15 protein-coding genes are annotated in these 14,168 nt (G+C 66.6%); 3 read left to right on the plus strand and 12 right to left on the minus strand.

The genetic code is table 11. The features are described 5' to 3' along the window. Nucleotides 1–10 precede the first annotated feature (10 nt). The 4 genes from GN331_RS16075 to GN331_RS16090 form a co-directional block, all read right to left on the minus strand. Nucleotides 11–625 (minus strand): prepilin-type N-terminal cleavage/methylation domain-containing protein, encoded by a 615-nt coding sequence (locus GN331_RS16075; protein WP_156643307.1) that lies wholly within the window; start codon nt 623–625, stop codon nt 11–13. Further along, nucleotides 619–1,230 (minus strand): GspH/FimT family pseudopilin, encoded by a 612-nt coding sequence (locus GN331_RS16080; protein ID WP_156643308.1) that lies wholly within the window; start codon nt 1,228–1,230, stop codon nt 619–621. The genes GN331_RS16075 and GN331_RS16080 overlap by 7 nt, the downstream gene beginning before the upstream one ends. Before the next feature lie 133 nt (nt 1,231–1,363). Beyond that, nucleotides 1,364–1,663 carry an I78 family peptidase inhibitor gene (locus GN331_RS16085; RefSeq protein ID WP_156643309.1) on the minus strand — a complete coding sequence of 100 codons (300 nt, stop codon included), beginning with the start codon at nt 1,661–1,663 and terminating at the stop codon, nt 1,364–1,366. A 66-nt stretch (nt 1,664–1,729) separates the two neighbouring features. Next, the gene (locus GN331_RS16090) at nt 1,730–2,371 is read right to left on the minus strand and encodes a glutathione S-transferase family protein (protein ID WP_156643310.1); all 642 of its coding nucleotides are present in this window, start codon (nt 2,369–2,371) and stop codon (nt 1,730–1,732) included. A gap of 131 nt (nt 2,372–2,502) precedes the next feature. Here GN331_RS16090 and GN331_RS16095 point away from each other — a divergent pair, with 131 nt between their 5' ends. Further along, nucleotides 2,503–2,853, plus strand: a complete 351-nt coding sequence (locus tag GN331_RS16095) for a hypothetical protein (RefSeq protein ID WP_156643311.1) — start codon at nt 2,503–2,505, stop codon at nt 2,851–2,853. Between the two features lie 81 nt (nt 2,854–2,934). Then, a complete protein-coding gene (locus GN331_RS16100) occupies nt 2,935–4,596 on the plus strand; it encodes an acyltransferase family protein (protein ID WP_197427196.1) in 1,662 nt (553 codons plus the stop codon). 7 nt (nt 4,597–4,603) lie between these two features. Here the strand turns inward: GN331_RS16100 and GN331_RS16105 are convergent, their stop codons facing one another. From GN331_RS16105 to GN331_RS16120, 4 genes are all read right to left on the minus strand, one after another. Next, entirely contained in the window at nt 4,604–4,984 is a 381-nt protein-coding gene (locus GN331_RS16105; protein WP_156643313.1) for a VOC family protein, read from the minus strand. A 10-nt stretch (nt 4,985–4,994) separates the two neighbouring features. Then, nucleotides 4,995–5,675 (minus strand): 2OG-Fe(II) oxygenase, encoded by a 681-nt coding sequence (locus tag GN331_RS16110; protein ID WP_231734551.1) that lies wholly within the window; start codon nt 5,673–5,675, stop codon nt 4,995–4,997. Between the two features lie 39 nt (nt 5,676–5,714). Then, nucleotides 5,715–6,215 (minus strand): pyridoxamine 5'-phosphate oxidase family protein, encoded by a 501-nt coding sequence (locus GN331_RS16115; RefSeq protein WP_156643315.1) that lies wholly within the window; start codon nt 6,213–6,215, stop codon nt 5,715–5,717. Nucleotides 6,216–6,295: 80 nt separating this feature from the next. Then, a complete protein-coding gene (locus tag GN331_RS16120; RefSeq protein ID WP_197427197.1) occupies nt 6,296–7,303 on the minus strand; it encodes an SRPBCC family protein in 1,008 nt (335 codons plus the stop codon). Nucleotides 7,304–7,319: 16 nt separating this feature from the next. On the opposite strand from GN331_RS16120, the gene dbpA reads away from it, so the two are divergent. Further along, the gene (gene dbpA / locus GN331_RS16125; protein ID WP_156643317.1) at nt 7,320–8,702 is read left to right on the plus strand and encodes an ATP-dependent RNA helicase DbpA; all 1,383 of its coding nucleotides are present in this window, start codon (nt 7,320–7,322) and stop codon (nt 8,700–8,702) included. On the opposite strand, the gene GN331_RS16130 is transcribed toward dbpA, so the two are convergent. Genes GN331_RS16130 through GN331_RS16145 form a run of 4 tightly spaced genes read right to left on the minus strand, consistent with a single transcriptional unit; the run spans nt 8,668 to nt 13,945 of the window. Then, nucleotides 8,668–10,122 carry an alpha/beta hydrolase gene (locus tag GN331_RS16130; RefSeq protein WP_156643318.1) on the minus strand — a complete coding sequence of 485 codons (1,455 nt, stop codon included), beginning with the start codon at nt 10,120–10,122 and terminating at the stop codon, nt 8,668–8,670. The genes dbpA and GN331_RS16130 overlap by 35 nt on opposite strands. An 18-nt stretch (nt 10,123–10,140) precedes the next feature. Beyond that, entirely contained in the window at nt 10,141–11,139 is a 999-nt protein-coding gene (locus tag GN331_RS16135) for a HupE/UreJ family protein (protein WP_156643319.1), read from the minus strand. Further along, nucleotides 11,136–12,014: a peptidyl-prolyl cis-trans isomerase gene (locus tag GN331_RS16140; RefSeq protein WP_156643320.1), complete on the minus strand. Its 879-nt coding sequence runs from the start codon at nt 12,012–12,014 to the stop codon at nt 11,136–11,138. The genes GN331_RS16135 and GN331_RS16140 overlap by 4 nt, the downstream gene beginning before the upstream one ends. Beyond that, nucleotides 12,014–13,945 carry a DUF3604 domain-containing protein gene (locus GN331_RS16145; RefSeq protein WP_156643321.1) on the minus strand — a complete coding sequence of 644 codons (1,932 nt, stop codon included), beginning with the start codon at nt 13,943–13,945 and terminating at the stop codon, nt 12,014–12,016. The genes GN331_RS16140 and GN331_RS16145 overlap by 1 nt, the downstream gene beginning before the upstream one ends. Nucleotides 13,946–14,168 lie beyond the last annotated feature (223 nt).

Here is a 14,168-nt window from a genome sequence, read left to right on the forward strand (position 1 = left end):
TCCGTGAGGGTCAAATGCCGGTGCCGACCGAGCGCACGTAGACGGTCTGGCGCATGGTCCGCTCGATGGGAGGCGCCGACGGATTGGTGTCGGCGAGGCGGCCGGTGATGGTCACGTCGATCTGGCGGACGAAATCGTCGGGTGCGTTCGCGGGAACGCGCTGGAACGTGATGGTGCGGATGTCGACCTGGTTCGAACTCAGTTGCGCGAACGTGCCGTCGCCGCAGTTGGCCGGCGGTGTCGCATCGGAAATGCTGCGCAAGCCCAGCCGTCCGTTGTTGTCGACCCGCAGTACGTGCCATGTCCGCGCGCCATGCATGCCGTCATAGCCATAGATCGCGCACGTGTTGCCGTTGGGCGTCTGGATGTTGGCGTACGGATTGGGGCCGACCGCGGCGGACAGAGGATCGTTGATGGAACGCGCACGCCGCAGATCGTTGGCGACCAGGTTGAGCGTTGCGCGCAATTCCTGGTTCAGGCGCGTGGATTGCAGCGTCTGCCGGTTGGAGCGGATCACGGCGACGACGAGCGTGACCACCGCCGCCATCACCACCAGCGCGAGGACGAGCGAGACCATCAACTCGATGAGCGTGAAACCACGTGCGGGGCGACGGACGTTCAACATTGCGCCATCCCCGACAACGTCGGCTTTCCGCTCGGCGTGCACAGCCGCGCTTGCCCCAGCGTTTGCACCTGCACGACGACGTCGTATTTCCCGGTCGGCGAGGTCAGCGTGACCGATTGCGTTCCCAGCGTGCCGTTCGCCGACATGATGGCGCCCAGCTTGTTGTCCAGGCGGATGTTCCCGGGCAGCGTGCCCATCGACACGCCGTGGTATTCGTCGGACGAGACGACTTGCCGGATCCCGGAGACCATGCACTGCGTGGTTTGCGTGCAATCGCATGCGGTCGCGTTGTCGTCGGCCTTGGCACCGCCGGTGGGCAGCGCCGCCTCGTTCGCGCCGATGCACCAGGCGCCACTGCTCCCGACCGCCCGGATGCTGACCGGCAAGTCGTGCTTCACCGATTCGGCCCGCGCGCGACTGATGAGGCTGGACACGTCGTCGGCGGCCGCGCGCACGCGGTTGCGGTCGAAGAAGTCCGCCAGCGACGGCGCGGCGAGCGCGGCCAGCAAGGCCAGGATCGCAACCGCGATCATCAACTCGAGCAACGTGAATCCGGGGGATGGCGCGCGCGCCATGATCGTCGCCTCGTTTGCGTGTCCATGCATTGAAACGCCGCTGGCGCTTCTTCACGGGCACTAAACGGACGGGCGGGCCAGCGAGAGGGACGAACGAAAACGTGAGCCGTATCGCTGCACGCGCCGCCGCGCGATGATCATGCTGCGGCGCGTGCGCCTTGCCTCAATGGCAATCGAGCGATTGGATGACGTTGTTCTTGTCCGTGTAGATCGTCAGGCGGTCCGGGCGGTAATCGGCGCGCTCGACGTTGTCCGGGCCGATGATCCGCCACAGCCCGAGCCCGCTCTCGCGCACCAGGCGGCGCGCGTTCTCCTCGTTCGCCGGTTGCCCCTTGGCCCAGTCGAGGTTGCTGGTGTCGCACTTGGCGGTGCGCGCGCTGCTGACCGCGGTTTCCTTCGGATCCACCGACGAACATGCGCAGAGCACGCAGGCCATGGCGACTGCAAGACCGATCCGATGCATCGACCTCTCTCCTGTCATCCCCGCGAAGGCGGGGATCCAGAATAAGTCAACGCACCCGGGGCGCATTCACGGCAATTCCCCGACCGAGCGCGGATCGATCGAATACGGGTGCGACGCCGCGAGGAAGCCCGGTTGCGCCTCCACGCGCGCGACCCATGCGCGGAATGCGGGGAACGGCGCGAGCGGGACGTCCGCCTCTTCGGCACGAGAGGCGTAAGCGAACAACGCGATGTCGGCGATCGTGTAATCCTCGCCGGCGATGAATGCGCGTTGCGCGAGTTCGCGATCGAGGACCGCGAGCGTGCGCTGCGCGCCGTTGCGCTTGGCGTCGACGATGTCCGGCGAACGCCGCGCAAGCTTCCCCGTCATCACCCAGTGCCGCAGCGAGCCGATCGCGGCTTCGACGTTTTCCTGTTCGAACGACAACCATTGATGCACCTTGGCGCGCGCGAACGGATCGCTCGGCAGATAGGGCGTGCCGTCGGCGAGGAAGGCGAGGATCGCGTTGGATTCGGCGAGTGCGCGGCCATCGTCGAGCTGCAACACCGGCACCTTGCCGGTCGGATTGAGCGCCAGGAATTCCGGCGTGCGGCCCGCGCCTTCGAAGATCGAGACCTCGACGGTGCGATGCGCAATCGCGAGGTGCTGCAGCAGTTGGCGGACTTTCCAGGCGTTGCGCGAGGGAAGGTAGTCGTAAAGCGTCATCATCAGGGCGGCTTCCGGTGGGAAGGCGACAGTCTGGCGCGGAGCGTCAAGCGCCAATATCCGATTCGTGCGTCGACCGCTTCGGGACATCGTTCGCGATAGGCTCGGCCACCCGCCCCTTGCAGGATCCGGCCATGGCCTCCTACCTCGCGATTTTCACCGGCTCGCCCGAGTCCCGCGCGCCGTGGGATGCACTGCCGGAGGCCACGCGCAAGGCGCGCGAGCAGGAAGGCATCGCGGCCTGGAAGACATGGATGGAGACGCACCACGGCGCGGTGGAGGATCACGGCGCGCCCCTGGGCAAGACCTTGCGCGTCGACAAACAGGGCGTGCAGCCGATCCGCAACGCGATGGCGGCGTTCGTGGTGGTCCAGGCGCCGTCGCACGAAGCCGCCGCGCGCATGTTCGAAGGGCACCCGCACTTCACGATCTTCCCCGGCGACGGGGTGGAAGTGATGGAGTGCCTGCCGATGCCGGGGGGCTAGGCCCCGCTCCCATCGCCCGGGCTGGTGCGGATCATGGCGCGGGGCACACACCCGGCCCGCCACCCGTCGGATAATGGCGGCATGGGGAATGTCTATCGTCCGGAAATCGATGGCCTGCGGGCCATCGCGGTGCTGTCTGTCCTCGCCTACCACGCCGGGCTCGGCGGGGCGGGCTTCGTCGGCGTGGACGTGTTCTTCGTCATTTCCGGCTATCTGATTACCTCGCTGCTGCTGAAGGAACACCGCGAGCACGGCACGATCGACCTGCTCGCCTTCTACGCGCGCCGCGTGCGGCGCATCGTGCCGGCGGCGACGCTCGTGGTCCTGGTCACGCTCGTGGCGGCGTGGTTCCTGCTCGATCCGCTATCGCAGGCGCAAACCGCGCGCAGCGCGGGGGCCTCGCTCGCCTTCTTCGCCAACGTCTTTTTCCAGCTGAACACCGGTGGTTACTGGGACGCGGCCTCCGACGAGATGCCGCTGCTGCACCTGTGGTCGCTGTCGGTCGAAGAACAGTTCTATTTCCTGTGGCCTGCGTTGTTGTTGTTCACGCGCTCGCGCAAGGCGATGGTGGCGTTGGCGCTCGCGTCGTTCGCGTTGTGCGAATGGTGGATCGCGCAATCGTCGGATGCGGCGTTCTTCCAGATGCCCGCGCGGTTCTGGGAATTGGCGATCGGTGGACTCGTCGCTGCGTCGTCGCTGCGACTGCCGTCGTGGGCGAGCGCGCTCGGCGTCGTGGTCGTCCTGGTTGCGTGCGTCGTGCCGATCGGACATTTCCCCGGCATCGGCGCGGCGCCCGCGGTGCTGGGCGCGGCGCTCATCGTCGCGGGCGGTTCGAATCGCTTCCTCGCCAGCAAGCCGATGGTCTGGGTCGGCCTGATTTCCTACAGCCTGTATCTGTGGCACTGGCCTTTGCTGGCGCTGTATCGGGCGACCGACGGCGACGATCTGCGCGTGCGCCTCGCGCTGTGCGCCGTCTCGGTGGTGCTGGCGATCGTGACGTGGAAGTACGTCGAACAGCCCTTCCGCAAGATGCGGTCCGCGTCGGGCCGCACGGTCTTGAGCGGTGCGGCGCTGTCGGCCGTGCTCGCGGTGATCTCGATCAACGTCCTGCGTCCCTACGATCCGCCCACCGCCGTTGCGATCGACCGGCCCGATCCGACGTGCCGCTATCTCGCCATGGACACCGCCTTCCCGAAGTGCCCCGATCCCAAGGGCGCGACGGTCGCGGTGTGGGGCGATTCGATGGCGTATTCGTGGATGCCGATGGCCGGCAACGCGATCAACTACACGCGCGATGCGTGCCGCCCGTTCGACACGCAGGGCGAATGCGGCAAGTTCAACGCGCAGGTCATGCAACGCATCCAGGGCGTCGACACGGTCATCTTCGCGGGCTGGTGGATCAAGTACATGCCGGACCTGGATCCGGTGCTCGACAAGCTCACGCATACGCGCCGCATCGTGATCGTCGGCCCGACGCCGTTGCTGCGCACGCCCGTGCCCAAGTGCCTGCGCGGTGCGCCCGATTGCGCGGTGCCGCGCGCGGAGTTCGATGCGCGCGTGCGTCCGGTCTACGCCAAGCTCCACGCGTTGCAGGCGCGCTATCCCAACGTCGAAGTGCTCGATGTCACCGATCGATTCTGCACCGCGACCGAATGTCCGCCGGTGCTCGACGGCGTGCCGCTCTACTGGGATACGCACCATGTGAGCGCGACCAAGGCGCGGCAGTTCCGCCACGCCTGGTAACGCGGCGTCAGTCCCAGTTGGTCGCGTTCTTCGGGAAGCCGGGCCGTTGCACGCGCACGATGCAGAAGCGCTGGCCCGTCGGCGCCTCCATCACCACCCAACGTTCGAGGCGTTGCACAACGTGTGCGCCGAGAGTTTCAAGCCGCGCGACTTCCGCCGGGATGTCGTCGGCCTCGATGTCGATGTGCACGCGGCTTTCGTGCGCGACGCGCTGCAACTGCACGATGGGTTCGTCCTCCGGCGTTTCCAGCATCACGTAGTTGCCGCGCGTGCCGGGATGCGTGCGGTCGATGCCGCGGCCGAGTGCAGCGGACCAGAAACCGGCCGCCGCCTCGATGTCGTCGGTGTTGCAGTCGATCAGCAGGGCGCAAAGTCGGGAACGGTGCATGCCCGCGATCTCAGTCCAGGTGCGCCGCGTTCTTGTCGCGATGCTTGCCGTAAGCGCGGTCCATCCGCCCCGTGACCCATTTGACGAAACGCGACAGGCGCCCGCGCCGCGTCTTGCGCGCTTTGGCCGCAGCGTCGACGAGCCACGCGACCTGGATCACGTGCCGCTCGCCTTCGAACGGCAAGTGGCCGTGATACGAGCAGTCGGTGCGCTTGAATGCTGCCAACGTGCCGTACACCGGGGGAATCTCGGGGATGAGCGTGGCTTCGATGTCGTGCGGCTGCGCGAGGAAACGCAGGCAGCCGGCGTGCGATTCCGCGGGCCATTGCGGGTTGAGATACAGCAGCAGGCTTGCGACCTTCGACACGCTGTCGGTGTGGATCGATCCGTGGCGCAGGTTGAGCGAGCGGCAGATCGTCACGAGCGGCGGATATTGCGAGAGGCGCGCGATGCCCAGGTGTTCACCGAGGGCATTCGCGAATTCCGGTGACGTCAGCTCGGAAACGAGTGCGTTGACGCTCTGCCCGCAATCGTTGGCCGCGTGCGGAAAGTAGCCCGCGCCTGCATAGCGCGGGAAGTCGTCATCGAGCGCGGAGGCCGACGCCGGGTCGAGCACGTCGTGCGCGACCAGGAGCGGGAACGGCGCCTGTCGGCGATCGGCGACGTCGAGTTGGCCAGTGCGCAGGAACATGGCCGGAAGCATGGCCACGGTCCCATCAACGGGGCGTCATCAATGCCCGCGCGGGCCGGCCCCATGCAGGTCGACCTTCGCCACGTGGTCCTTGTAGCTCTCCTTCGGATCCACGCCGAGCAACAGCTTCACGCCGGCCAGCAGGCTCGAAGCGTTCTCCCAGACTTCGGCGTGGTCGGCGTCGAAGCGCAGCAGCGCCAGCTTCGGGTCGTCCTTGCCCTCGTACCACGCGGCGATGAAGGGATTCCACAAGCGGTCGATGACGTCGCGGTCCATGTCCAGCGCAAGCGCGCCGGACACGCTCGCGAACAGGTCGTGCCCTTTCGAAGCGAAATTGGCGACCGCGGCGCCGCCCGAATCGCCGATCTGTTGCACGAGCGCGCTGTCCTTCGACGTGAAGAACCAGATCGGCCCGCGCTCTTGTTCATAGAGCGCCGTCAGGGGACGTGCGTGTTCTTCACCGTCGAGCCCGACGAAGATCGTCCGGTCAGACTTCAGGGCCTTCCACAATTTGCCTTCGAGTTCCTGGGGCGTGGACATGCGCGACAACTCCGCCAATGGGGTTTCGACGGTTGTATTGAAACGCCGGTGAACGCCGGGCGATGGCGGCCGTCATCCGTTCACGCAGGACGGAAGCGATGCTCGCTGCGCTGCTTGTAAAAGTGCAGGAGCGTGTCTTCCAGATCGCCGACCAACCACTGCGCGATCGGATCGGCGTACCAGTTGAACTGCGTGCTCACGCGATAGCGCAGGCGGATCGTGAGCTGCGTGCCGCGACCGTGCGGCACGAGCGTGTAGTCGGTGTCGACGATGTCGAAATAATGGCCACCGATCCTGACGTGGTCGTCGAGCGCGCGCGGCGGAAACGAGTCGGGCGCGAAGTCGTACACCGCGCGCATGTAGCGCCCGGGTTGCCAGTCGGTGATGCGCTGGTCGAAATGCACGCCGCGCCCCATCGTGATCGTCCGGACGCGGCCGTCCGCCGACTGCCGGGTCACGCCCGCGCGCGGCGTCGGTACGCCGATGCGCACCATCCACGCCGAGTCGACTTCCGCGGGCGCGATGCGCTCGGCCTCCTGGATCTGTCGCCAGACCTCTTCCGGCGAAGCGGCGACGTAGCCCGTGCGGCTGACGTCCGCGACGTGCCTGGGCAGCGGCAGGCGTTGTTCGAACGCCCCCAACACCAACGGGAGCAGGAGGAACGAATACGTCGCCTGCTTCGGCCAGTTCGTCCAGCGCACGATGACGCCCATGAGCACGCCGCCGATGGCGCCGATGATCGCGAACAGGGGCACGATCAGGATCGCGCAGATGATCCCTTCGAGATTGATCAGCAGCGTGCCGATGACGAACAGGACGTTCGCCAGCGCGGGGACGGCCGCGTAGTACGCGAACGTCTGGCGGCCGCGGCGTTCGGCGATATAGACGGTGACCACGCCGATGGCCAGGGGCGCGAGGAAGAGGAACGAAATCATCATCGTCGCGTAGGGCTCGCCCGGCTTGGCGTTGAACACCAGTCGGAACGCGAGGCCCGTGACCAGGCCGACCAGCAAGGGCCATCCGAAGTGGTAGGGAAGCGTGCGGATGGCGTCGTCCGACGGCGACGGAGGCGGCGGGTAAGCGGTCATCTGCGTATCATGCCGCATGAACGACGCCGTCGAATTCTCCGATCTCCCGCTCGACCCCGCGCTGATGCAGGGCCTCGATGCGCTCGGCCACGTGCGCATGACGCCGATCCAGGCGCGCAGTCTCCCGGCCCTGCTCGAAGGCCACGACCTGATCGCGCAGGCGCCCACGGGCAGTGGCAAGACCGCGGCATTCGGCCTGGCGTTGCTGCAGCGCATCGAACTCGCACAGGTTCGCGCACAGGCGTTGGTGCTCTGCCCCACGCGCGAGTTGGCCGACCAGGTCGCCAAGCACATCCGCAAACTCGCCACCGGTTTGCCGAACCTGAAGTTGCTCACGTTGACCGGCGGCGTCGCGCTCGGGCCGCAGTTGGCGTCGCTGGGGCATCCGCCGCATGTCGTCGTCGGCACGCCGGGCCGCGTGCAGGAATTGCTGCGCAAGAAGGTGCTCGATCTGAAGGGCATCCGCACGCTCGTGCTCGACGAAGCCGATCGCCTGCTCGACATGGGTTTCGAGGAACCGATTCGCGAGATCGTGAAAGCGACGCCGAAGGATCGCCAGTCGTTGTTGTTCTCCGCCACCTTCCCAGATGCCGTGCGCGAGATCGCGCGCGCCACGATGCGCGATGCGGTGGAAGTCACCGTCGAAGGCGCCGCCGATGCCGCGCCGATCGAACAGCGTTTCTACGAGATCGATCCGGAGCGCAAACCTTCCGCCCTCGCCGGCCTGCTGATGGACCACGGCGGCAACAACGCGGTCGTGTTCTGCAACATGCGGCGCGATACCGAAGAAGCCGTTTCCTCGCTCACGCATTTGGGCTTCTCCGCACTCGCCTTGCACGGCGACATGGAGCAGCGCGATCGCGAGGAAGTGTTGGTGTTGTTCGCCAATCGCAGCTGCACCGTGCTGGTGGCGAGCGACGTCGCCGCGCGCGGTCTCGACATCGAAGACCTGGGCGCCGTGGTCAATTACGACGTGCCCAACGATCCCGATACGTACCTGCATCGCATCGGACGCACCGGTCGCGCGGGGCGCTCGGGCATGGCGCTGACGCTTTGCACGTCGCGTGAATTGCCGCGACTGAAGGCGATCGAAGAAGCGTTGAATCTCCGCATCGCGCTGCAACGCCCGCCCCTGGCGGCGTTGAAGGCCAACGTCGGGCAACGCGCGCCGATGGCGACCCTGCGCATCGACGGCGGCCGCACCGACAAGCTGCGGCCCGGCGACATCGTCGGCGCGCTCACGGGCGAAGGCGGATTGAAGGGCGACACGATCGGCAAGATCGATGTGTTCGCCACGCGCAGCTACGTCGCGGTGCCCGCGGCGCAGGCCAACAACGCGCTCGCGCGCTTGCAGAACGGACGGATCAAGGCGAAGAAGTTCCGCGTTCGGAAGCTGTGATCGTCGCTTCGATGCGCGCCGCCATGTCCGCGTAGAACGGATTCCACGTCAGTCGGTTGAGACTGTCCTGCGACACCGCCAGCGTGTTGCGTTCGCCCCGCACGGCGACGTTCCCGAGTTGCAACACCCGAAGGCCCGACGGTCGATTGCCGTACAACGGATCCTCGGCGGGGAACGGCAAGGCGACGTGCGACAGTGAGTACAGGTCACCCGGGTACGACACGCCAAGCGGGCGCGCCTGTATGTCCGATGACCCCGCGGGGCGCGAGCGCGCGACGGCGGCCGGATCGTTTTCGGACGCCGTGCCGATGATCGTCAGCGTGTAGTTCCGCGGAAGCTTGAACGCATTGCGAATCCACGCGGTCGCCGTCGGACGCAGGATCGGATCGATCACGCGGCCCCGATGCACGTCGTACAACACCAGCTCGCTGCCGTTCGCCGGCAACCGGTCGAACACGCGCGTCATCACCGCTTGCGCAGTCACCGTGTCGTCGACGACCGACTGGAACGCGAGGATCGGCGGCACCTGCCCCATCGCGCGCCGGGCGACGACGGCTTCCATCGCGGCCTGCAGATCGCTCGTCACCAGGTAGGACTCGCGCGCCGCACGCACGGGGAAGGAGTTGTACTTGAACGCGTTGAACTCGGGCAGCACGTCGAGCCAGGCCGATTGCGCGTAGCGGGTGAAGAACGCGGGAACGCCCGCGAGCCCTGCGTAGCGCGCGAAGGCGTTCACTTCGATCATCGGCGAGAGAAGCACGATGCGTTGCACGTCGCTGCGTTCACCGTTGCTGATCCGACGCATGACGTGCAGCAGCGCGAGTGCGCCGCCGTTCGAATAGCCAACGAGATGCACGGGCAAGCGACCGCCTGCCCGCCGCGTGGCCTCGGCCATCGCCATCTCGACGGTGGCTTCCCATTCCTTGCGGCCTTCGCGCGTCAGGCCCGCAGGCACCGTGCCGTGGCCCGGCATGCGCGGCACGATCGCGATGAAGCCTTCGCTTCGATACAACTCCGCCAGGCTGCGCATGCTGTACGGGGCGTCGGTCAGGCCATGCAACAGCACGGCGACGCCGCGCGGTTGTTCGACGGGCATCAGCATCCAGGAGCGATTCCAGTCCTGGCCGAAGGCCATCTGCGAAGCGAGGCTGCCGTCGTTGTAGCGATTGATCGGCGTGCGATCTTCGGGCTTCATCTTTTGCTGCAGGTCGCGATGCACCTGGTCGAACATGCGCGACTCGGCCGCGAGGTAGCGATTCCAGTCGGCGTGCCGGATGTCGTCGGCGTCCAGCTCGGTCGGCACGATCTTGTGCCAGGCCTGCAAGCGCGGCCCTTGCGTGGACTGCCAGGCGCGAAGCGCGAACAGCGCCAGGAGCAGGAGAAGCGCGATCGCCGCCAGTCTGCGTGCCAGTGCGCGCATCGCCGCGCCCCCTTGGAATCAAGCCCAGATCGACACTGTACGCTGGATCGTCCAGAAGGCGGCAGCCCCGCCGATCGCATAGGCCGGGGCGTAGTGGGACCACTGGGGCAGGCGCGGGATCCACCGCTTCGTCGCGGCCACCACGGCAAGCGCCCCGCAGACGAACACCAGTTGGCCGAGCTCCACGCCGACGTTGAAGGTCAGCAGCGCAATCGGAATGGCCTTCTGCGGCAATCCGACATCGGCCAGCGCGCCGGCGAAGCCGAAGCCATGCAACAACCCGAACGCGAACGCGACGACCCACGGGGCGCGCGCGGTCAGCCCGGGCTTTCCATGCATGCCGCGAATCACCTGGGCCGAGACGAACACGATGCTCAACGCGATCGTCGCCTCCACCGGCGCGCCGGGCACGTGCACCCAGCCCAGTGTCGCGGCGACCAGCGTCAGGCTATGTGCCGCAGTGAACGCCGTCACCGTCGCGACGATGCGCACACCGCCGCGCACGACCAGCAACAACGCAAGCACGAACAGCAGATGATCGATACCGCCGAGGATGTGCTCGACGCCGAGCACGAGATACGACCAGGCGATCTGGCCGGTCGATGCGGGCGCCTCCACGATGAAAGACGTGCGCACGGGCGGGAGGCGTTCGACCTGGCTGGCACCATCGGCCCATTCCACGCGCGCGATGATGTCCGTCGCGCCCGTCGCGCGACCTTCGAAACGGATCGCCTGCCCCACCATCCCGCCGGAGCGATGCACGCGCCATTGTTCGACGATCGCATCGCCGGTGAATGCGGTACGCGGCGCTGCTTCTACGCGCGTGCCGTCGGGAAAGCGGACGTGCATCGCCATCGGTGTGCCGCGATCCAACGCGGGCACCTTCCACAGGACGTCGTAACGTTCGGCGTCGATCTGGCGCAGTTCGAAATACGCGGGACGGAAGGTATCCGCGCGAGCCGTTCCGAAGCACGCAGCGATCAGGAACAGCACAACGCACCACAGGCAGCGATTCATGGTGCGCCGTCGGCCGCGATGCGCTGCCCGTTGTCCGCGATCGCCTGCGCGAGGTCTGCGTCCAGTTCGATCTTGTAATGCTTGCGCAACGCCGCGAGATAAGCGCGATCGGCACGCCGGGTGCGATCGCGCAGCCAGTCGCGTTCCACCTCTTCGCGCACGTCCGCCAAGGGTGGCAGACGCGCGGGAGTGCGCGCGTTCAAGCGCACCAGATGCGTGCCGAAGCTCGAGGCAATCGGGCCGCTCCACTCGCCGATCGGCGCACGGTCGAGTGCGTGCACGAATGCGCTGCCGAACGACGTGACCAGATCGTCGGCCGCCATCGCGTCCACGTGCGCCGGCAACAACGTGACGTCGCCCGGCACGGCGCCTTCGACGCGCGACAGCAGTACACGCGCTGCTTCGACGTCAGCGTGCAATCGCGCGCCCCGACGCCGCGGATCGAAGTAAACCTGCTGCAAGGAGTAACGCGGCGCGATGCGATAAGCCCCCGGATGCGTGCGCAACCACGCCTGCAGTTCCGCATCCTGCGGCACCGCGGCCGCCATACCCTCGTTCAGCGAGGCCATGCGGTTCGCCACGCGCCGACGCACGACCTCGTCTTCGCGATCCAACCCCGCGGACAGCCCTTCGCGATACAACAACTCATCCTCGATCCACGCATCGATCGACTGTCGCAGCTCCGCCTGCGTCGGCGGCCGCTGCCACGTGCGTTCGAACTGCACCGCCAACGCATTCGCCTGCGCCTGGTCGACGATGATCGCGGAAGGATCGGACGCACCCGCGCCGTTCACCCACGCATCGAGTGCGAACAACAGCGCACCGATCGCAAGGAAATGCAGCAGCGGCTCACGCAACAGTCGCGGCGTGGGCATCAACGGTGCCCGGCCATCGGCGTGTACCAGATCGGCGAGGTGAAGCCGCGCTCCTGCAGCGTCATCTGCACGGAGGCCGGCATCTTCGAATGGAAACGCACGACGTCGTAGGCGGTCCAGCGCGGCGTTGGGATTTCCAGCGCGCGCACGTAGTACACAGCGCGCACGCGCGGGTCGAATTCCGGATCGGTCCACGCGGCGATCAGTTCGGGCGCACCAATCGTGTTCTTGTACGTCGCGGTTCTCAGATCGACCGTATTGCCGACATCCGGCAACTTGCCCTTGGCATCAGGGGCGCGCGCACCCGACCATTTCACGTCCCACACTTTCTCGTGCGTCTGTCCTTCGGCGTCCACCCAGCCCTTGATGATCGAGACGCGGTCGAGGTTCGCGCCGTCGCCATCCTTCATCGCCGCGATGAGGAAGGTCGGCGCCTTAGCGCGCTGCGGGGACGCCGACAGGTCGCCGCCCATCGGCACGCCCTTGGCGTAGCCGTTCGCGACGAGGTCCTTCAAATCCTCCGCGCTGAAATTGAAGCCGCCGAAGAAACGCAGCGTCATGCGCGTGCCCGTCGTCGCGAAGGTTTCGCGACGCTGCATCGCATCCCACAAGGCTTCGCGCGTGTTCGCCGTCGCCCACACGCCCATGTAACCCGCCGACACCATGTCCGATCCGCGCTTGGCCGCGGGACCGGAGCCGAGCACCGTCGGTTGCCAGCGCGTGGCCGAGGGTTCGACGCCGCGGAACTTGCCCCAGAAGTTGTCCTCCTCCGCGGTCGGCAGGCCCGTGTGCGTGTCGGTCGCGCCGTTCGCACCCAGCTTGAAAGGATTGGCGCCGAGCTCGCGGTCCAGGCGCAGACCAGACTTCAACGCCTCACGCCAATACTCGGTGCGCAGCATGCCGGGCTGCTTGGGCAGGCCGACGAGATTGCCGGCATCCCAGAGATCCCAGTTCGCATACGCGTCGTTGGGCGACAGGCGCGGGTGGCTTTCGCTCTGTCCCTTGATCTGCACGACTTCGAACAAGCGCTCCCAGCGTGCGCGGGTCTGCGCGTATTCGCGCGTCAGCGGACGGCCGTCGAAGCGTTGCTCTTCGAACATGCGGCCGTTGGAGAGATTGCCGTTGTGCGGAATCGCCAGCACCCTGCCGCCGGTCTTGCGTTCGTAGTCTTCCATCCACGCCCACAGCGTTTCGGGATCCTGGCTCTGGAAGGTCGTCAGCGGCAGCATCTGCTTCGCCTTGTCGGCGCCATCGCGATAAATGATGTTGCGATGCAGGTTGTTGCCGCCGTTGGCGTTGACGGTCCATTCGTAGCCGATGAACGCGGTGAACTTCCCCGGCGCGTTGTACTTGTCGGCGATGACGATCGTCTTCTGCCACGCCGATCCCATCCACTTCGGATCTTCCATCACGTCCGGCGTCTTGCCGTTGGCCTGGTGGCGGATCAGGTCCATCGCCGCGTCGTGCATGCGGTGTTCGTCGCCGCTGCGCAATGCATCCGACCAACCCCTGACAACGGGATCGGCCATCATTTCCGGATTGCGCGCGATCACTTCGCTGATCGTGCCCATGCCATCGGAGTGATCGGTGATCGCCATCCAGTCGAGCGGGCGCTTGAGCTTCACCGGGCGCCCCGTGTTCGACGTGACCTCGTCGCCGCGCGCCAGGCGGAAGGCTTCTTCCGGCGTGGTGACCACGCCTTCGGTGCCCGCGTCGACCGACCAACCGGTGTGCACATGCGTGTCGCCGAAGTAGGCGCGCGTCGGGTACGCGGTGTGTGCGACGGCTTGCGTCGTCGCCGCGGGCGCGACCTTCGGCGGCTCGGCATCCGGCACCGGCTTGCACGCGGCGAGCAACAACATCAGCGGCAACAACCTGGCGAACGCTTGCACGGGTGTGGTCTCCAGCAGAGCGCGAGTTTTATCCGACATTGCAGTGCCCTGCGAACGGTGTGCGCCATGTAACGCCGACGTTCGAAGAAAAGCGAACGAGTTATTTCCGCAGCGAGAGTGTTCGTGTTCGACAGGGGGACCAGCGAGGCTTGTTTTCACAAAACTCGCTGGGAGACCACGCCCCGCCTCCCCGCCTCCTCTCCCGATGGGAGGGGCCCGCAGCGTGATCTGTTTCCCCCTGACCATGACTCATGGCCCAGCG

Source organism: Noviluteimonas gilva (assembly GCF_009740395.1).
In the GTDB taxonomy this organism is placed as follows: domain Bacteria; phylum Pseudomonadota; class Gammaproteobacteria; order Xanthomonadales; family Xanthomonadaceae; genus Noviluteimonas; species Noviluteimonas gilva.